16 protein-coding genes are annotated in these 18784 nt (G+C 46.2%); 3 read left to right on the forward strand and 13 right to left on the reverse strand.

What is annotated here, in order from left to right:
• Positions 1 to 4 precede the first annotated feature (4 nt).
• From ligA to NI470_RS10130, 5 genes are all read right to left on the reverse strand, one after another.
• Positions 5 to 2044 (reverse strand): NAD-dependent DNA ligase LigA, encoded by a 2040-nt coding sequence (ligA, locus tag NI470_RS10110; protein WP_253148318.1) that lies wholly within the window; start codon positions 2042 to 2044, stop codon positions 5 to 7.
• A 109-nt stretch (positions 2045 to 2153) separates the two neighbouring features.
• On the reverse strand, positions 2154 to 3146 hold the full coding sequence (locus tag NI470_RS10115) for a cell division protein ZipA C-terminal FtsZ-binding domain-containing protein (RefSeq protein WP_253148317.1): 993 nt from the start codon (positions 3144 to 3146) through the stop codon (positions 2154 to 2156).
• Between the two features lies 1 nt (position 3147).
• The gene (smc, locus tag NI470_RS10120) at positions 3148 to 6600 is read right to left on the reverse strand and encodes a chromosome segregation protein SMC (RefSeq protein ID WP_253148336.1); all 3453 of its coding nucleotides are present in this window, start codon (positions 6598 to 6600) and stop codon (positions 3148 to 3150) included.
• An 11-nt stretch (positions 6601 to 6611) separates the two neighbouring features.
• Entirely contained in the window at positions 6612 to 7307 is a 696-nt protein-coding gene (locus NI470_RS10125) for a GntR family transcriptional regulator (protein ID WP_005262529.1), read from the reverse strand.
• A 200-nt stretch (positions 7308 to 7507) separates the two neighbouring features.
• On the reverse strand, positions 7508 to 8311 hold the full coding sequence (locus tag NI470_RS10130) for a sulfite exporter TauE/SafE family protein (RefSeq protein ID WP_071851435.1): 804 nt from the start codon (positions 8309 to 8311) through the stop codon (positions 7508 to 7510).
• Positions 8312 to 8338: 27 nt separating this feature from the next.
• Between NI470_RS10130 and NI470_RS10135 the strand changes: the two genes are divergently transcribed.
• Together NI470_RS10135 and NI470_RS10140 are read left to right on the forward strand one after the other, a co-directional pair.
• A complete protein-coding gene (locus NI470_RS10135) occupies positions 8339 to 9094 on the forward strand; it encodes a biotin--[acetyl-CoA-carboxylase] ligase (protein ID WP_253148316.1) in 756 nt (251 codons plus the stop codon).
• A gap of 14 nt (positions 9095 to 9108) precedes the next feature.
• Positions 9109 to 9849 (forward strand): type III pantothenate kinase, encoded by a 741-nt coding sequence (locus tag NI470_RS10140; RefSeq protein ID WP_253148315.1) that lies wholly within the window; start codon positions 9109 to 9111, stop codon positions 9847 to 9849.
• Here NI470_RS10140 and NI470_RS10145 read toward each other — a convergent pair.
• The 3 genes from NI470_RS10145 to ffh all read right to left on the reverse strand — a co-directional run bounded on the left by NI470_RS10145 (position 9803) and on the right by ffh (position 12677).
• A complete protein-coding gene (locus NI470_RS10145; RefSeq protein WP_005104858.1) occupies positions 9803 to 10408 on the reverse strand; it encodes an RBBP9/YdeN family alpha/beta hydrolase in 606 nt (201 codons plus the stop codon). The two genes, NI470_RS10140 and NI470_RS10145, sit on opposite strands and share 47 nt — an antisense overlap.
• Before the next feature lie 144 nt (positions 10409 to 10552).
• Entirely contained in the window at positions 10553 to 11119 is a 567-nt protein-coding gene (locus NI470_RS10150) for an RBBP9/YdeN family alpha/beta hydrolase (RefSeq protein WP_004279197.1), read from the reverse strand.
• Between the two features lie 151 nt (positions 11120 to 11270).
• The gene (gene ffh, locus NI470_RS10155) at positions 11271 to 12677 is read right to left on the reverse strand and encodes a signal recognition particle protein (RefSeq protein WP_004279196.1); all 1407 of its coding nucleotides are present in this window, start codon (positions 12675 to 12677) and stop codon (positions 11271 to 11273) included.
• A 138-nt stretch (positions 12678 to 12815) separates the two neighbouring features.
• Here ffh and NI470_RS10160 point away from each other — a divergent pair, with 138 nt between their 5' ends.
• Complete coding sequence (locus NI470_RS10160) at positions 12816 to 13625, forward strand: cytochrome C assembly family protein (RefSeq protein WP_253148314.1); 810 nt, start codon at positions 12816 to 12818, stop codon at positions 13623 to 13625.
• Positions 13626 to 13685: 60 nt separating this feature from the next.
• On the opposite strand, the gene NI470_RS10165 is transcribed toward NI470_RS10160, so the two are convergent.
• The 5 genes from NI470_RS10165 to pcaF all read right to left on the reverse strand — a co-directional run bounded on the left by NI470_RS10165 (position 13686) and on the right by pcaF (position 18783).
• The gene (locus NI470_RS10165) at positions 13686 to 14447 is read right to left on the reverse strand and encodes a class I SAM-dependent methyltransferase (RefSeq protein ID WP_253148313.1); all 762 of its coding nucleotides are present in this window, start codon (positions 14445 to 14447) and stop codon (positions 13686 to 13688) included.
• A 129-nt stretch (positions 14448 to 14576) separates the two neighbouring features.
• Positions 14577 to 15185 carry a DapH/DapD/GlmU-related protein gene (locus NI470_RS10170; RefSeq protein WP_219307137.1) on the reverse strand — a complete coding sequence of 203 codons (609 nt, stop codon included), beginning with the start codon at positions 15183 to 15185 and terminating at the stop codon, positions 14577 to 14579.
• Between the two features lie 31 nt (positions 15186 to 15216).
• Positions 15217 to 16155: a phenylacetic acid degradation operon negative regulatory protein PaaX gene (gene paaX, locus NI470_RS10175; protein WP_004279192.1), complete on the reverse strand. Its 939-nt coding sequence runs from the start codon at positions 16153 to 16155 to the stop codon at positions 15217 to 15219.
• Positions 16156 to 16218: 63 nt separating this feature from the next.
• Positions 16219 to 17511 (reverse strand): phenylacetate--CoA ligase PaaK, encoded by a 1293-nt coding sequence (gene paaK, locus NI470_RS10180; RefSeq protein WP_114541382.1) that lies wholly within the window; start codon positions 17509 to 17511, stop codon positions 16219 to 16221.
• 60 nt (positions 17512 to 17571) lie between these two features.
• On the reverse strand, positions 17572 to 18783 hold the full coding sequence (pcaF, locus tag NI470_RS10185; protein ID WP_253148312.1) for a 3-oxoadipyl-CoA thiolase: 1212 nt from the start codon (positions 18781 to 18783) through the stop codon (positions 17572 to 17574).
• Between the last annotated feature and the right edge of the window lies 1 nt (position 18784).

Here is an 18784-nt window from a genome sequence, read left to right on the forward strand (position 1 = left end):
AGATTTAGGCTTCAAGCTGACCATAGTCTTGCATCAAGCCAATAAACTGTTGTTCATTGATCACTGGAATACCCAGTTTTTCTGCTTTATCCAGTTTTGAGCCAGCTTTTTCACCTGCAACCACACATTTGGTTTTACTGGACACACTACCACTGACTCGCGCACCTAAGGCTTGCAATAACTGGGTTGCATCATCCCGCCCCATACTGCTTAAAGTTCCGGTGACCACCCAGCTTTCGCCGTTCAATGGCTGACGCGTTGGTGCAATCGGTGCATCCCAGTGAATACCGGCAGCCAGTAAACGATCCAGAACTTCCAGATTATGTGGCGCCTTGAAGAAATCCAGAATCCATTCCGCAGTAATATCGCCTACATCCGGAGTTTTCTTTAAAGCCTCCAGATCTGCCTGACGCAATGCCTCCAAGGTCTGGAAAGTATTGGCCAGCATACGTGCCGTGGTTTCACCCACCCCACGAATACCGAGTGCATAGATAAAAGCAGCCAGTGTGGTCTTTTTACTGTTTTCAATGGCATCCAAAAGATTCTGAACCGATTTGGCGCCCATCTTTTCAATACCGAGCAAAGTCTCACGATGTTCATGCAGATGGTAAATATCTGAGACATCTTTTAAAAGATTTAGATGTAGCAGTGACTCTACCCAGCGATCACCCAGCCCTTCGATATCCATGGCCTTACGCGACACAAAGTGACGAATGGTTTCGATCCGCTGCGCAGCACAATAGAGTTCGCCAGAGCAACGGGCCAATGCTTCACCTTCCGGCATGACCACGGGTGAATCACAGACTGGGCATTGCTCAGGTAAATGCACTTCGACTGCATCAACCGGGCGAAATTCCGGCCAGACTTTTTCAACTTTAGGAATCACATCGCCACTACGATAAACACTAACTGTATCGCCAATACGCACATCCAGACGGTGAATTTCGCCAATATTGTGCAGGGTTACATTAGATACTGTTACTCCGCCGACAGCGACCGGATTCAAACGCGCGACTGGAGTTAATGTTCCAGTACGACCGACTTGCCAATTAATATTTTCTACCGTAGTCAGTGCTGCAACTGCCGGAAATTTATAGGCGGTGGCCCAACGCGGTTCACGGCTCAGGAAACCAAGCTGTTGTTGCTGTTTCAGGTCATTAACCTTGATTACCATGCCATCGATTTCGACACTGAGACTGGCACGCTCATCAATGATCTGTTCGTAGACCTTTTGCACGTCCTGAATACTGTCACAGATAAAGTGACGCTCGCCAACCGCAAAACCGAACTGATGTAACCATTCCAGACTGGCGGACATAGTGGTTTGTCCATGATGCGGCACGCACTGAGCAATCCCATAAGCATAAAAAGCCAATGGCCGCGAGGCAGCAATATTCGGGTCCAGCTGACGCAAACTTCCTGCCGCAGCATTACGCGGATTAGCAAAGGTCTTTTCACCTTTGGCGGCATTGGCTGCATTCAGTTTTTCAAAACCGGATTTTGGCATCAACACTTCGCCGCGTACTTCCAGCAAATCGGGAATGATGCCATTCACCGAAGATAAAAGTTTCGGCAGGTTGCGAATGGTTCTGACATTCTGGGTGATGTCTTCACCGGTTTCCCCATCGCCGCGTGTCACCCCACGCGTCAATACGCCATGCTCATACCAGAGTGAAATGGCCAGACCATCAAATTTCAGTTCCACATCATATTCAATTTTTTGATTTGGCAAACGTTCTTCAATACGGCGGGCAAAAGCCAGCAGATCTTCCTGATTAAAGACATTGCCTAATGACAGCATCGGCACAGCGTGTGTTACGGTCACAAATTTTGAAAGCGCCTGCCCACCCACTTTATCTGTCGGGCTATCGGACTGGATCAGGTCAGGATATTGTTGTTCTAAGGCTTTGAGCTGATGAAAGAGCTGATCATATTCACTGTCTTCAATGCTCGGTTGATCCATCACATAATAAGCATGGTTATGCTTGGCAAGCAGTTGAATCAGTTGACGCATTTGCGCAATGACAGTGGCATCTTGGGTCATAATTTCACCATAAAAAAGGGCGGAAAATCCGCCCTGTAGAATATTCAGCTTTTGGCTATTATAAAAATTGCAGTCTACAGATTCAACTTGGAGATTGAACAAAGCAGCCTTAAACTTCCGTACCTTGTCCAGCACGATAATCAATCGCCTGATGGCGCCAGAATTCACGTAATTGTGGTGTAAATTCCTGCTGGTTCTGATCGTAGACCAGACCATCCACTTCACGGGCAATCAGACGTGAAATACTGTCCATGGTATCAAAGGCATTTTGTACATCGCTATGCGGCAAAGCCAGGAAGAAGGCCAGACCTTTGACTTCCTGAGTCGAGAGAGTTTCCAGATCAAAACCTTCCATGCCGGTATCCGTCATTTGCAGTACCGAAAACAGCAGTTTTGAATCATCTTCACTATAGCGGTGGAAACAGGCCAGTTCGCCATAACGCAGACCATATTTCAACAAGACTTTCAGGGTTTTATCACCTGAAAGTACCCGGCCTTGCGGATAGATATGCAATGAAATAATCGTTTCAGCATTGGATAAGGCACTTTCTTCATCCACTATTTTCTGTTCATGCAGATGAGCATCCAGAATACTGCTTTCATCATTAAATTCAGAAATTTCCGCTTTTTCAATACTGCTGTTCAGACTGAATTCAACAGCGGTATCTTTATCTTCCGTCTGGTTATTTTCCGCTTCTACTTCGGCCGGCTTTTGCTCCACTGATGTTTCGGCTGCTTCTGTGCTTGCAGAACTTGCCACGACTTCAGCTTCGGTCACTGGACTCGGCTCGACCGCTGCAGCTGTCTCAAGCACTGCTGGCTCAGCCAAGATCGGTTCAGGCTTGCGAAATGCTGAGGGCTTTTCAGGGGCCGGTTCTTCTACACGCAGGCTTGGCTCTACACGCTGTGCCGGTTCTGCTTCCTGTTTCGCCAGTTGCGAACGCACATGCCTTGGAATGACAGGGGTCTGGCTGTCAGGATCGATATGCAGGTTGGCATCCAGTGACGGTACAGCCTCTACAGGTTTTTTGAACAGCATTCTGATGCCGAACAGCATGATGACAATTGCTATCACAATCCCGATAATGGTGGTGATTTCCATATTATACCTCCGCAGCTAAGCCGTATTCTTTTGCCTGTTCCAAATTTACTGTCACTAATTTTGAGGTTCCCGGTTCAGGCATGGTTACACCTAGAAGATCAGTCGCCATCATCATTGCAAGTTTGTTATGGGTAATATAAATAAATTGTACGTGTTCAGAAAGTTCTTTCACTAAATTACAAAAACGTCCTACGTTGGCATCATCCAGCGGTGCATCGACTTCATCCAGTACACAAAAAGGAGCCGGATTTAGGCGAAAAATCGCGAATACCAATGCTAATGCGGTTAAGGCCTTTTCTCCACCAGAGAGTAAGGCCAATGAGCTGTTTCGTTTACCCGGTGGTCGGGCCATCAGTTTTACACCCGATTGCCAGCCATCTTCAAGGCTTAAACTCGCTTCGCCACCTTCAAACACTTTAGGAAACAGCTGTTGCAGTTCTGCATTGACCTGGTTAAAGGTGTGCATAAACAGTTTGCGGGTTTCCTGATCAATACTCTTCATCGCAGCCTGCAACTGTTCTACAGTATTTTCCAGATCCTGCATCTGGTGGCTCAGTTCCTCATAGCGTTTCGAGACTTCTTCATATTCTTCAGAAGCCGCCAGATTCACTGCACCGAGCTTATCGAACTGCGCCTGAGCTTTTTCCAGTTTGGCCTGATGGTTTTTGACATCAATATTCAAGCCACTGATGACTTCATGATTCAGTTCTTTTAATTGTTCTGAATAATGCTGCAAATCAGATTTGGCTGCCTGCCAGGCCAGACGTTTGGCTTCCAGTGCTGTACGCAGTTTTTCATCCTGCTGCTGGAAACTGTGACGCTGTTCAGTCAGCTGCTGCTGTTTGCTCTGCACCTGATTTAATTCGATCTGCCAGTCGGTCCAGGTTTTTTGCAGCTTTTCAGTGATCTGCGCCTGTTCATTAAACTGGCTCTGTAAAGCAGGCAATTCCAGCTGTACCGGATCGACAAATTTCTTGGCCTGCTCGATTTGTGCAGTAATTTGTTGATACTGTTCTATTAAAAATACCTGATCTTTTTCCAGTAATTCAATCTGCTGCTGACTCTGTACGCTTTGACGGCGCAGCAGTTCCAGTTCCTGCTGCGCTTGCTGGCTAAGCTGCTGCGAGTCATCTAACTGAGTGCTCAATGCTTCCAGCTGGAATTGCAGGGTTTTATAATTTGGTAGCGCTTGTTCCAGCTTAATATTCAGAGCATGCAGATCAATTTCCAGATCGTCTTTCTGCATGGCATCTTCTTCTAGCTGCTCATCGAGTTGTTGCAGCTGATGCTGTAATTGCTGCTTTTGTAATGCGAAAGCCTGAGCACTGCTTTGTACTTTGGCAATATTGACATCGAGTTGTTGCAGTTGCTTTTGTGTGTGCTTGTGCTGCTCACTGATCGTTTGAATCTGGGTTTGTAAATCCTTCACCCGAGTATTCAGTTCAGGCAGTTGCTCTTCAGCCTGACTAAGTTGGGTATTCAGTGCTGATAACTGAAGCTGGATTTCCTCCAGACGGATACGATGACTCAATGCGCCCTGAGCGGCTTGGCTCGATTCATCATAATCCAGCGCAATCACCCAATCAGGCCCAACCTGATAGCCATCCAGACTGAGTAGGGTCTGACCTTGCAAAAGCCCAGTTTGAAGTTTCAAGGCTTGCGCTAATGAATCTACAACTGCAACCTGCTGCCACAGTGAATACTGTGGAGATTCAATCCAGTCGGCCAGACACACCGTATTGGCAATCTGAATTTCATCTTGCACAGTATATGGCTTTAACTGACGCGCCCGATCTTCAAGAAAGTTTTCACCCTCTGCCAGAATCTGGGCAGACAGCCATTTTGCCAGAAACTTTTCGATCAGCTTTGCATGGTCTTTGCCTGCATCGTTGAGCTTAAGTACATGCATTAGCTGTAGTGCATCGGCCTTGGCATGTGGATTGGCTTTGGTCAGCAATTGACTGAGGTTTTTCTGTTCTGAATGCAGCACCTGAATTTCAGATTTGAGCTGCATCAGCTGTTGTTGACGACTCGCCTGCTCTTCCTGAATCTGCTCGAATTGAGTTCTTAAATCTGTTAATTGAATTTCATAGCCAGCGATTTGCTGTTCAGCTTGGGCTTTGTCTGCCTGATACTGCTCAAGCTCATCTTGCTCCGCCTGTTGCTGAATCTGTGCACTTTGCTGTTGGAGCGTCTGTTTCTGCTGTTCAATCCGCTCAATATTCTTTGCCAGTTGCTCGCTTTGAGCCAACATCTGTAATTTACGCTGTTGCTGCTGTTCGACCTGGGTTTTGATCTGGGTAAATTGCGCTGCCACAGTGCTATATTGAGATTTAAGCTCAGTCAGATTCTGGCTTTGCGTCTGATTCTGGCCATCTTGCTGCTGCAACTGTGCCTGCTGATCTTCAAATTGCTGCTGTAAAGTATCGAGTTGCAGCTCAATCAACTTCAAACGCTCTTTGGTCTGGGCTTTTTGCTGTTCCAGTTTGACCAGACTTGTAGAATTTTGCTCTAACAAAGACTGCTTTTGTTGCAGGGTCATTTTCAGTTCAGCCAGTTTTTTCTCGGCCTGTTGCCATTCGCTTTGCAAAGGGGTGGATTGCTGAATCAGACGCTGAAACAGTTCACTTGTACTGCCTAAATCATGTTCAACGGTGGTCAGTTCGGAGCGCACCAGCTTAAAGTTTTCCCCGAGCGTATTCATCTCAAGGGTATATTCTTCCTGTAAACGCTGGCTTTGCTCACATTGAAAAGACAGAATTTCAATCTTGATGGTACGGATCTGCCCTTCCAGTTCTTTATATTGAATCGCACTTTCCGACTGACGTTTCAGGGTTTTTAGCTGAGATTTCAGTTCAGAGGCGATATCTTCCAGACGCGACAGGTTTTGTGTGGTGTGATCCAGATGTAGCATGGTTTCACGGCGACGTGCCTGATAGCGCGATACCCCAGCCGCTTCTTCAATATAGACCCGCATTTCATCGGGCTTGGCATCGACCAGACGGTTAATCATGCCCTGCTCGATAATCGCATAGGAACGCGGACCAAGACCGGTACCCAAGAAAATATCGGTAATATCACGACGACGGCATTTGCTGCCATTCAGGAAATATTCGGACTTGCCATCGCGGTTGACCTGACGGCGTACTGCCAGTTCATTATAGGCATTATAAGCACCGCCCAGCTTGCCATAGGTATTGTCAAAGCGCAGTTCTACACTGGCCATACCCACCGGTTTACGCTTGGCAGTTCCGGTAAAGATGACATCCTGCATGCTGCCACCACGCAACTGGCGCGCACTGGACTCGCCCATGACCCAGCGTATGGCATCAATGACGTTGGATTTACCACAACCATTCGGTCCCACGACCGCAGTACGATTATCTTTAAAATGTAAAGTGGTACTGTCGGCAAAAGATTTAAAGCCTGAAAGTTTTAAACTGCTTAAACGCATAATGTCCTGATTTAACGTCGTGAGCGTCTGGCCCACGCGAGTTCAATTTGTTTCATCCGTGTCAGAGATTCCAACACAAGGTTGCGCAAGTGTCGACAAAAATCTTCCATAAATAAAGTGGCCTGATGGCTTTTTCGTATCAAAATTGCTTCAGTGACCAGTTTAAATAAGTCAAAAGATTCCTGTAACTCGCGTCTGGAAATATTCAGGGTCAAAAAATAGCTCCGACGTAAAGAAGGCAGCAGTTCCTGATAGTAGCGCATTAGATAAGGATTCCCGACCATCTCATGCTGCTGGGCCATGCCCTGAAAGATCAGATCATAAAACTTTTCAGTGTGTCCTTGGCGGGTTTCTGCTTCCAATTGCTCTAATAATAGCTGAATACGCTCAGCTTCATGCACCCGCCAGGTTTCCGCCATGCGATGCACCATCTGCCCGAGCAATAACGAGGTCATATCAAATAAGGCACGCACCTGCAAGGCCGACATTTCCGAGACAATCGCCCCACGGCGCGGAAAGATTTCAATCAGCTGGGTGCGTTCCAGCAAAAGCAGGGCTTCACGAACCGAACCCCGACTGACATCGAGCTCCGAGGCAATCCTGAGCTCCTGTATACGTTCGCCTTCGACCAGTTCACCGCGAATAATCTGTTCGCTAATGTGCTTGGCAATCTGCTCAGACAAACTGTGCGCTTGTTCTAATGGCATACCGTTCCTGTCTTTATTTTTATGGATACTGGTTTAGCCCTTTGTTTGGACTATGTTGCTATTAAACGGGTTTTTATCAATAAATACTTTGACATTGTCAGACAATCTTATGTCTATACAGCCAACCTAATTGCATAAAAAAGGAGAATAGTCATCTATTCTCCTTATACGGTACATCAGTTCAACCTAAAAGGTTTAAATCAGGCCATAAAACCCTGATAAATAAAATACAGGCCGACGGTGGTCAGTAAAGCAGCAAAACATTTTTTTAATACGGCCGGTGAAAGCAGATGTGCCACTTTTGCCCCCAGCTTGGCCGTGAAAAAACTCATCATGCTGATCCCGATAAAGGCATAAATATGAATATAGCCAATGGTATTTGGTACGGTAACTTGCGCCTGTTTACCAAACCAGATAAAACCCAGCGCACCTGCGACTGCAATTGGCAATCCACAAGCCGCAGAGGTCGCTACGGCTTTTTGCATCACGATTCCGCAGCGATTCAGAAATGGGACGGTCAGACTTCCCCCGCCAATCCCAAAGATCGCCGATGCCACACCGATTCCACCACCTGCAGCAATTTGTACCGGGGTTGAAGGCAATTTTTGATTCGGATCAATCTGGATATGCGCTCCCTTGAACATTCTAAATGCCACCCAGACCGCAAAAAAGCCAATCATTAACTGCAAACCCTGACCAGATAAATAATCGGCAATCCCCGCACCTAGGAAAGAACCGATAATCAGACCTGGCGCCAGATTACGAAACACAGGCCATAGTACTGCCCCTCGCTGATGATGCGCCATCACCGAACTGATAGAAGTCACAATAATCGTTGCCAAGGAAGTGCCCACCGCCATATGCATAATCACGCTGGGATCGTGCTGAAGCTGGGTAAAAACAATGTACAGGATCGGCACAATAATCAAACCACCACCGACCCCAAACAGGCCTGCGGTGAATCCGGCAATTGCACCAATCAATAAATATATGATTAACTCCATAACGATATTTACCACGTTTAGATTCAAATGGATGTAGAAACTCGTGAACTGCAACAACGATTAAGCGATGCAGGCCAACTCCCGGAAGTCTTACTCATCAAACCGATTACGACATCGACCAATGATGATGTGCGGGAACTGGCAACGAAGGGGGTACAGCAGGTTCTGGTGTGCAGTCATGTGCAGACCCAAGGCCGTGGACAGCGTCAACGTCAGTGGATTTCACCTGAAGGGAACGTCTATTTAAGCACATTGCTGCATACACAAAAACCCATTGATGGTCGTCTGGCGCTAGAAATTGCGTTAAATATCCTGCAAATGCCAAGTTTAAAAGGCCTGGAATTACAGGTGAAATGGCCGAATGACCTGTATAGTCTGCACGGAAAATGGGGCGGCATTCTGGTCGAGCCGATTTCAACTACACAGGTGGTGGTCGGTGTCGGTTTAAATATCGATCCTCTGCCCACTGACCTTCCAGATCAGCAGGTCAGTTCCTTGAGCAAGTTGGGATTATCACATACCTCAAGAGTCGAGCTGATTGCCCAGTTATATCTGGCGATTCAGCAAGCCGGGCAATGGTTTAATTATGGCAGTCAAAACCTGGCGGCGCGTTTCAATCGATCGGCTGCATTTATGCAACAAACGGTTGAATTTACTGACGTGCAAGGGCAATATTCCGGTACTTTTCTCGGGATTCAGGACGATGGTGCGGTCAAGATTTTGACCGATCAGGGAATCCAGACCTTTTATCAGGGACAGCTCCGCCTTAAAAATGGTGGATGAACAGGCATACAGCAATGAAAAAATTATGGTTGGATATCGGCAATACCCGGCTCAAATACTGGATTACCGAACATGATCAGATTATTGAACAGGCAGCAGAATTACATTTACAGTCCCCTGCTGATTTGTTACTTGGCCTGATCCAGCATTTTAAAACACTGGGGTTGCATCAGGTGGGATTATCTTCTGTCCAAGATAAAATCAATAATGAGCGTATTCTCAGCATTTTAGAAAGTCTACATATTCCAGTGATTTTTGCTCAGGTACAAGCAGAATATGCCGGTCTGATCTGTGGCTATGATGAACCTTCGCAACTGGGGATTGACCGCTGGTTACAGGTACTTGCAGTGGCGACGCAAGCGCATGAAAATTATTGTGTGATTAGTTGCGGTACGGCGCTGACCATTGATCTGGCGCAAGGACAACAACATTTGGGTGGTTTTATTCTGCCAAATCTGTACTTGCAACGTGATTCACTGATTCAGAATACCAAAGGCATTAAAATCCCGGATGCCGCTTTTTCTGAACTCAATCCTGGACGCAACACCATCGATGCTGTTCATCATGGCATCCTACTGGGTCTGCTCAGCACGATTGAGAAAGTACTACATGATTTTCCAGCACAGTTGGTTTTAACCGGTGGAGATGCCCCGCTATTTGCGCAGCATCTCGCTCAGTATCAGCCCCGGATTGAACCTGATCTTTTGCTTAAAGGCCTGCAGCATTTTGCAGCTCATTTGCCAGACACTGTTTGATAATGTCCAGCAATTGCGGAAAATCGGCAAAGCCATCGGACTTGTTGAAATGCCCGGCTTTTTTGATCTCAAAAATTTGTGCATTCAAGCTATGTGCTAAACGCAAGGAAATCGGTGCAGGCACATAGGGATCATTACTGGAGATCAGCATCACCGCACGTTTATAGCTATACGGCAAGTTTTTCAGATCGAGTCGCACAGCCTGCAGTATTTTATTCAGTTCTGACCAGGCCACCAGCGGTGTATCAAAGGCCGAGACCAGAATGATGCCGCCGATCTTGTGTTGCTGCTGAATATAATGTTCCTGTAAAAAGTTTAAAACACTGACGCAACTCAGGCCATGTGCAACTAAAAAGGTATGTTCATCCATCTGCGGAATGTGCAGTTTCAGATTCTGCTGCCACTCTTCTAAATCAGGCTGAAAAGGGTTGGCCAGCATAATCCGTTTAGACTCAAAACCGGCATTTTTAAGCTGGCGACTGAACCAAGGGTACCAGTGATCATTGGAGGTCGCCTGATAATCCGGCACGATATAGACTTTCTTTATTATATTTTTCATAGTGATTTACTTATTATCATTGAACGCAAATTGCGTCGACAAAAAATAAGTTTTAACCAGTCTGGAGATGGAATTCAAGTGCCTTTTTGAACACCATCTCATGTTAAATTTTAAAATTTAGCGAATACAATAACATGCCTAAATTTAAGATTTAATCAGATAAGGTTCGATTACTTTCCAGAGTTCTGGCAAATCAGTACAGCCTTGAGAATCAATAAAATGTCCGTGATGCTTGGCATTCACCACAATGGCATCCAGACTGTCCGCCTGTTCCAGACTAAATTCTGGTGCAACCCGGTCATCTCCTTCGGAGTAGATCACCACACGCTCTGCAACCTGTTGTTTGAGTAAATCAAAATTGATTTCAGCGGCATCAATAAAAGGGTTTACTTCATCCAGACGACCCAGCCGGCCATTAAATCCCGCGATCAATACCAGTTGCTGAATTTTCTGCTGTTTTAATTCTCTGGATAAGTAATGTAATGCGGCTACAGTTCCCAAGCTATGTGCAATAAAAATACTGTCCTCATCAATTGCATCAATCTGTTCACGCATTTGCTGATCCCAGGTGTCCAGTGTCGGTGTAGTTGATGGATCCAGCCGGAGGACTTTTAAACTGACATTTTCCTGTTGGGCTTTTTCCTGAATCCATGGGTACCAGTTTTCTTCCGGGCTTGCAGTATAACCATGTACGACAATTACTTGGTTCATTTGAAATTTCTCTTTATTTTGTGCTGATATTCCCGAGTCTGCCTGATCGGATTTTTATTTTGGGTAAGTAAATGTTGTTTTGTTTAAACCGGTTTGACGATTTATTCGCAATAAAAAAAGGCGCATATTGCGCCTTTTTTTAAAACAAAACTTATTTCTTGTCATTGCCGCCGAACAATGGACCCATACCACCGCCGCCGCCAAACTGTTTCTGCAAGCCGCCGAGTGACTTCATCATTTTTGCCATACCGGATGGATTGGCAAATTTTTTCATCATCTTGGCCATTTGGGCATGTTGCTTGATCAGCTTGTTGACTTCTGCCACTTCCATACCACAACCTGCTGCGATACGTTTTTTACGGCTTGGGTTCATCAAGTCCGGGTTACGGCGCTCTTTGATAGTCATAGACTGGATAATCGCTTCCATTTTCTTGACCTGCTTTTCAGGATTGGCTTGCGCCAACGCATCTTGCAGACCGGCATTGCTCATGCCAGGAAGTTTGTCCAGGAAGCCCATCATGCCGCCCATCTTGTTCATCTGCTCAAACTGCATCAGCATGTCTTCAAAGTTGAAGCTGCCGCCTTTTTGCAGTTTTTTCGCCATTTTTTCGGCTTTTTCTTTGTCGACCTTGCGTTCAAGTTCTTCGACCAAAGAAAGTACATCACCCATACCGAGAATACGCTGTGCAACACGCTCAGGATGGAATGGCTCCAAGGCATCGAGTTTCTCACCCATACCCAAGAATTTGATTGGCTTGCCGGTAATCGCGCGTACTGAAAGCGCTGCACCACCGCGCGCATCACCATCAGTTTTGGTCAGGATCACACCAGTTAAAGGCAAGGCATCATTAAATGCTTTGGCGGTGTTTGCCGCATCCTGACCGGTCATGGCATCGACCACGAACAGGGTTTCAGTCGGGTTAATCGCTGCATGCAGCTCTTTGATTTCACCCATCATGTCATCATCGATATGCAAACGACCTGCCGTATCGACAATCAGCACATCGGCAAACTGGATTTTTGCCTGTTCAATCGCGCGATTCACAATCGTAATCGGTTTTTCGTCTGCGCTGGATTCCAGAAAAATCGCACCGACTTCACCCGCGACAGTCTGTAGCTGTTTGATCGCAGCCGGACGATAAACGTCGGCAGAGACCATCGCGACTTTTTTCTTTTGCCGTTCTTGTAAGAAGCGTGCAAGTTTTGCTGCAGTTGTTGTTTTACCCGCACCCTGCAGGCCTGCCAGCAGGACAACTACAGGTGGTTTTGCAGCGAGGTCGAGGCTTTCATTGGCCTCGCCCATCATTTTGGTCAATTCGTCATGAACGATTTTGACAAAAGCCTGCCCAGGAGATAACTGAGTCATCACTTCCTGGCCTAATGCTTCTTCCTTAACTTTCGCGATGAATTCACGAGTTACAGGTAACGCAACATCGGCCTCAAGAAGCGCCATACGCACTTCACGTAACGTATCTTTAATATTGTCTTCGGTTAGCTGCCCTGAGCCAGTAACATTTCTTAAACTCTGCGTGAGTCGTTCTGTTAAGGTATCAAACATTGCAAAATCCGCTTAAAATAGCCATGAGCAAAAAATTGTTTCTTAAAATAGAAAATTTATGCATAGAATGCTATAGGATACTGTAGTTCGCAGCGAATTTATATAAATGAATATTCATCACCCTTAAAAAGGTTTGACATGGTTAGCCTCCCCTTGGTTTATACGATCTTAGCATTAGTCGCTTATACCGCTTCCTTCTGGTATCTGTTCATTCATTTAATGTCTAAACGTGCTCCTAACCAATGGTTTGTCTCACTAACCGCACTGCTTGGACTGGGCTTGCATGCGCTGGTTTTATATGGCGATATGCATACCCCGCTGGGCATCAATTATGATGTCTTTGCCCTGTTTTCCTTTACCTCTGGTCTAATGCTATTACTCAGCATTATTTACAGCACTTATCGTCCAATTATTGCCCTGAATCTGATCGGGATTCCGGTGGCTGCAACAGGTTTGATCCTCGGTTTTGTCTTTACCCAGCCTGCAAAAATCATCACACAAAACTCTTTGGGTCTGGATATTCATATTATCCTGTCTTTGTCTGCTTATGCGGTATTGCTCATGGCGACCATTCAGGCCGTAATTTTACGCTTTCAGGATCGTGAGCTGAAAAAGAAGCAAAAACGCCGCGTTTGGGTCAGTTTGCTACCCTCTTATCAAGACATGGAATCATTGCTGTTTGATATGCTGATGACCGGTTTTGTTTTACTTACCCTCGCTTTGGGCTTTGGCTTTTTTACTATCGACAATTTCTTTGCTCAGCATCTGGCACATAAAACGGCGTTCAGTATCATTTCCTGGCTTGTTTACGGTTCACTATTAATTGGACACTGGAAGTTTGGCTGGCGTGGCCAAAAAGCTGTGCGCTTTACCCTACTCGGTTTTGGCTTGCTGGCACTGGGTTTTATTGGTTCTAAATTTGTGCTGGAAATGATTCTAGGGCGATAATTCTGAGCCGTGAATATTCAATTCATTGTTCAATAAACAGATTCTAGCTCTAATATTTTTTTAAACGATTATACGCCCCGCACGCACTGATAATGGCCAGCGAATGACTCTGGGCAATTCTGGATCTTCCCATTCTGGCAATAAGGCATCTGCCAGTACATTTAATGGATTATGTCCGAGTGCTTGAGTGGCTGCTTTCACGGCTGACCAAGTACTCATATAACCAATTAACTGATAAAAGTTCCATTCAACCTGCAATACCGGTGGCCGAATCACAATTTCCTGAAATGGAAATGGTAGATTTTTATATCCTTCATCTACATGGCGACGTTCGGGCGGCCAGTACGGTGCAAGCGTGACTTCATAAAAAGGCTTAAAATAATGATTCAGATGTGGCTCATCCACACTGAACACGCCGTAGCTAATTAAAGCCAGAATGGCGTTAGGCCGGGCAATACGGCGAACTTCTGCGTAAAATTTTTCCAGATCGAGCCAATGCGCTGCTTGAGCCACCGAAATCAGATCAACACTCTGGTCAGCACACGGGATCTCTTCAGCGAATGCCTGACCATACTGAATTTTTGGATGCGGTTTGGCCTGAGCAATCTGCTCACTACTCGCATCAATAGCCATCACCTGATCAAAGTAATTCGCCAAAACTTCTGAAAGCTGTCCAGAACCACAGCCGATATCTACAGCCAATTTAGTACTTGGTGACAGCTCTGCCAATAGCTTTCCCAATGCATCCGGATAATGCGGACGAAACAAGGCATAATCCTGTGATTGCTGGGAGAAATGATCTTTAAATTCCCTGTTTTCCATATATGCTTTCCAGACCAGTTTTATTTCAGTCTAAATAGCCAGTCAGGGAATGCAGTTGGAATTTGGTTTCAGTCACTTCCGGTTTTTAAAATGCAGAATTCATCCAATGAATAGAATCATGTTCTTGACTTAGTCATTCAAGCTATTCTGCTTGATCTGATACTCTGCCTTGAAGGCTTTGTAGCTCAGCCGGTCTGCGGAGACTTCCGTTAAAGGATTGACTTCCTGCATGGAGGACAAGCAGCGCTCTGTCAGCTGAATATATTCTTGTGTCCCTTTGCTTTTCCAAGCAATTTCTTTGGTGTCCAGGGGACGGATGACCCGTGCTGGACTACCGAGTACCAATGAATTTTCCGGAATTTGGGCCTTGGCTTTAACCGTACTATTAGCACCAACAATGGTATTTTCACCAATCTCGGCTTCATCAAGAATCACGCTGTTCATGCCGACCAGTACATTTTTACGAATGATACAGCCATGTAAAATCGCGCCGTGTCCGATATGGCCATACTCTTCGACCAGCGTGACGCTACCGGGAAAGCCATGGATGGTACAGGAATCTTGAACATTGGCATTTTTCTGGATGTGAATCCCGCCGAAGTCGGCTCTTAAAGTAGCGAAAGGCCCGATATATACGCCCTCTTCAATCACTACATCCCCGATCAGAACGGCTTGCGGATGCACATAAGCGTGAGGGCTGACCACAGGAATCACCCCATCAATGGCATAACACGGCATTATTTTATTCCTTTAAAAATGCAGAATTAGATTAGCTAACGGCTTCCAGTCGCAAACCGCCAAAACGTTTATAAAATTGTGGATGTACCGGCGGCATCGAACCTTCCGAAGTTCGGGCGATCTCCATAAAGAACTCATCCCCTGCCGCAACCACCGTTTGATATAAATTACTGCTCAGATTACGGGCATTCAGGGAAAGCCAGTTGGATGGCAATAATTCAAAAGGCAGATTCGGATCTTTTAGTAAAATCCGGCGAAATTGATGAATCAGCAAAATTCGCAGCTGAAAAGCCTGAACCGGATCCAGTTCATCTTCCTGTTCCACCAGATGAAAGAATTCCCGGAAATCCGCAATGAATTTTTCATAACGCTGATGCAGTTCCTGCACCGGCCAATTGGTGGCAACCATGCGTTTTACAGTTGGATAGGATTCCTGCCAGAGCTGCAAAGTTTCAGCTTTAAACACCACGACTTGGTCGGTCATTTTCAGGTTCAGCAGCAGGTTTTGCAGTTTCTGGTGATCACAGCCCGGATAGGCCATGACATTAGTGGCGATATTGGCAAAGCCCAGCCATTCCAGTTCTTTTTTCAGAACCAGTTTATTTTCCAGTTCCACTGAACTGAGCAGCACCAGATCCCACTTCTGATCCCATTCGGTATGCTGAAAACTGTAAATTTTTTGATCCGCCATAATAAAACGCTGGCGGCTGCTTTCGGTTACGCGATAATAACTGGTGCGACCAATTTTCTCAGACATCAGCCAGCCATTTTGGACCAGACGAAATACGGCAGTCCGTACCGATCGTTCATTAAATCCGAAGACATCCATGAGCTGAATTAGACTGGCCAGACTGATAATGCCACCCCGGTGAAAAATACAGTCACCAAAGATGGTCATGATTAATGAGGTTCCGCTGAGTGCTTCAGTTTGAATAAAGTCATCAATTATTTGTTTTAATTTCGGATTCATTGCGTTTAACTTTACCTTATAGAAACTGGATGATAGACCATTTGGCTATCATCCAATAGTACTTCATGCAGACTTGCGGATATCAAACACGCGCTGTGCCTTGCCTTCAGAGCGTGGCAGACTCCCTTCAGGTAACACTTCGACACTTACGGTGATTCCGACCATGGTTTTAATCTGGCTTTTCAGCTGAGTTGCCAACTGGTGCGCCATAATGTCACTGCTATCTTTACGCATTTCGGTACGGATATGCAATGTATCCAGATGTCCCTGTTTGCAAATCTGGATCTGATAGTTCGGAATCAGTTGCTGGATCTGTAAAATCTGCTCTTCAATCTGTGATGGGAAGACATTGACCCCACGAATAATCATCATGTCATCACTACGGCCGACAATCTTGTCCATACGGCGCATGGTGCGTGCCGTGCCTGGCAATAAACGGGTCAGGTCACGGGTACGGTAACGGATTACCGGCATGCCTTCTTTAGTAATGGTGGTAAAGACCAGTTCACCCAGTTCGCCATCTGGCAGCACTTCGCCAGTTTCCGGATGGATAATTTCAGGATAGAAATGATCTTCCCAGATGGTTGGGCCATCTTTAGATTCCAGACATTCCATCGCCACGCCCGGTCCCATGACTTCTGACAGACCATAAATATCTAGGGCATCAATGCCCAGACGCTCTTCAATTTCCTTGCGCATTTCATTGGTCCATGGCTCTGCACCAAAGACGCCGGTTTTAATCGAACAGTTTTTGGCTGTGCCAAATTTCTTCTCAAGCGCTTCAATAATGTTCAGGCAGTAAGATGGCGTAACCATCAGTGCTGTCGGTTTAAAGTCATGAATCAGTTGCGCCTGTTTATCGGTTTGTCCGCCAGACATTGGAATCACGGTTGCACCCAAACGCTCAACGCCATAATGCGCGCCTAGACCGCCCGTAAACAGACCATAACCATAAGACACCTGAATGATATCTTTGCTACTCAAGCCGGCTGCACGCAGGGAACGCGCCACTACATCTGACCAGACATTAATATCATTTTGGGTATAACCGACTACGGTCGGCTGACCGGTGGTGCCAGAAGATGCATGCACACGTACAATCTGTTCCTGTGGCACAGCGAACATGCCAAACGGATAGTTATCACGTAAATCCTGTTTGGTGGTAAACGGGTATTTGGCCAGATCTTCCAGTGAGTTAAAATCGTCTGGATGCACGCCAGCATCATCGAATTTCTTTTTATAAACCGGGCTATTCTGATAAGCATGTTGCAACGTCTTTTTCATACGCTGTAGCTGAACACTGCGTAACTCATCAACCGATACTTTTTCAATTTTTTCCATTGCATTGTTATTCATATTCTTACTCCTGACGCAGTCTTCCTGACCACGGTTTAATTCATTGATTGAATGATGTGTTTAATCCATATTTTCTAAAACCAGTGCAACACCTTGACCGACACCGACACACATAGTGCACAGTGCATATTTGCCTTTACGGCGTTTCAGTTCATGCATGGCGTTAATCACCAGACGGGTGCCACTCATACCCAGCGGATGACCCAAAGCGATGGCACCGCCATTCGGGTTAATTCTGGAATCATCGTCTTGCAAGCCGAGTTCACGAATCACGGCCAGCGATTGCGCTGCAAATGCTTCATTCAGCTCAATCACGTCCATCTGTTCCAGACTGAGTCCAGTCTGTTTCAGCACTTTATGTACTGCTGGCACCGGCCCAATGCCCATATATTTGGCTTCCACACCGGCACTGGCCATTCCAATCACTTTAGCTTTCGGGCGCAAACCATACTGCTCAGCAAACTGCTGATTGCCGAGTAATACGCAAGCCGCCCCGTCATTAACACCCGAAGCATTACCAGCGGTGACTGAACCGCCTTCTTTACGAAATGGGGTTTTCAAGGCTGCCAGATTATCCAGCGTCGTTTCTGCACGCGGGTGCTCGTCTTGGGAAATGGTCAGAGTGGTTTTCTTCGGACCTTTAACCTCGACTGGCAGAATTTCTTCGGCAAAAATACCTTTTTGCTGCGCTACTGCGGTTTTCTGCTGGCTGTGATAGGCAAACAGGTCTTGGTCTGCACGGCTAATCTGATACTTTTCAGCGACGTTTTCGGCAGTTTCCGGCATGCTATCGACGCCAAACTGTGCTTTAAATTTTGGGTTGATAAAACGCCAGCCAATGGTGGTGTCATAAATTTCAGGGGTACGGCTAAAGGCAGTTGTAGGTTTGGATTGCACAAAAGGCGCTCGGCTCATGGATTCTACGCCACCCGCCAAAATAAATTGAGCCTCACCCGATTTGATGGCACGGGCTGCCAGTCCAATGGCATCCAGACCTGAGGCACATAAACGGTTTACGGTCAGTGCTGAAACAGATTCAGGCAACCCTGCGAGTAAAGCAGCCATACGCGCCACGTTGCGGTTATCTTCACCGGCCTGATTGGCACAGCCTAGGATCACTTCATCCAGTTCTGCCCATGGCAAGGCCGGATGCTGATCTTTCAGATATTGAACCGGTAGCGCTGCCAGATCATCAGCACGAATGCTGCTCAGTCCACCGGCATAGCGTCCGATCGGGGTGCGAATTTCATCAAAAATATAAACCTGTTCCATG

Origin of the sequence: Acinetobacter lwoffii (assembly GCF_024129115.1) — a bacterium.
In the GTDB taxonomy this organism is placed as follows: domain Bacteria; phylum Pseudomonadota; class Gammaproteobacteria; order Pseudomonadales; family Moraxellaceae; genus Acinetobacter; species Acinetobacter lwoffii_T.

Coding starts and splice junctions, on each gene's coding strand:
- ligA (WP_253148318.1), bottom strand. CDS start 2,044: ATGACCCAAGATGCCACTGTCATTGCGCAAATGCGTCAACTGATTCAA.
- NI470_RS10115 (WP_253148317.1), bottom strand. CDS start 3,146: ATGGAAATCACCACCATTATCGGGATTGTGATAGCAATTGTCATCATG.
- smc (WP_253148336.1), bottom strand. CDS start 6,600: ATGCGTTTAAGCAGTTTAAAACTTTCAGGCTTTAAATCTTTTGCCGAC.
- NI470_RS10125 (WP_005262529.1), bottom strand. CDS start 7,307: ATGCCATTAGAACAAGCGCACAGTTTGTCTGAGCAGATTGCCAAGCAC.
- NI470_RS10130 (WP_071851435.1), bottom strand. CDS start 8,311: ATGGAGTTAATCATATATTTATTGATTGGTGCAATTGCCGGATTCACC.
- NI470_RS10135 (WP_253148316.1), top strand. CDS start 8,339: ATGGATGTAGAAACTCGTGAACTGCAACAACGATTAAGCGATGCAGGC.
- NI470_RS10140 (WP_253148315.1), top strand. CDS start 9,109: ATGAAAAAATTATGGTTGGATATCGGCAATACCCGGCTCAAATACTGG.
- NI470_RS10145 (WP_005104858.1), bottom strand. CDS start 10,408: ATGAAAAATATAATAAAGAAAGTCTATATCGTGCCGGATTATCAGGCG.
- NI470_RS10150 (WP_004279197.1), bottom strand. CDS start 11,119: ATGAACCAAGTAATTGTCGTACATGGTTATACTGCAAGCCCGGAAGAA.
- ffh (WP_004279196.1), bottom strand. CDS start 12,677: ATGTTTGATACCTTAACAGAACGACTCACGCAGAGTTTAAGAAATGTT.
- NI470_RS10160 (WP_253148314.1), top strand. CDS start 12,816: ATGGTTAGCCTCCCCTTGGTTTATACGATCTTAGCATTAGTCGCTTAT.
- NI470_RS10165 (WP_253148313.1), bottom strand. CDS start 14,447: ATGGAAAACAGGGAATTTAAAGATCATTTCTCCCAGCAATCACAGGAT.
- NI470_RS10170 (WP_219307137.1), bottom strand. CDS start 15,185: ATGCCGTGTTATGCCATTGATGGGGTGATTCCTGTGGTCAGCCCTCAC.
- paaX (WP_004279192.1), bottom strand. CDS start 16,155: ATGAATCCGAAATTAAAACAAATAATTGATGACTTTATTCAAACTGAA.
- paaK (WP_114541382.1), bottom strand. CDS start 17,511: ATGAATAACAATGCAATGGAAAAAATTGAAAAAGTATCGGTTGATGAG.
- pcaF (WP_253148312.1), bottom strand. CDS start 18,783: ATGGAACAGGTTTATATTTTTGATGAAATTCGCACCCCGATCGGACGC.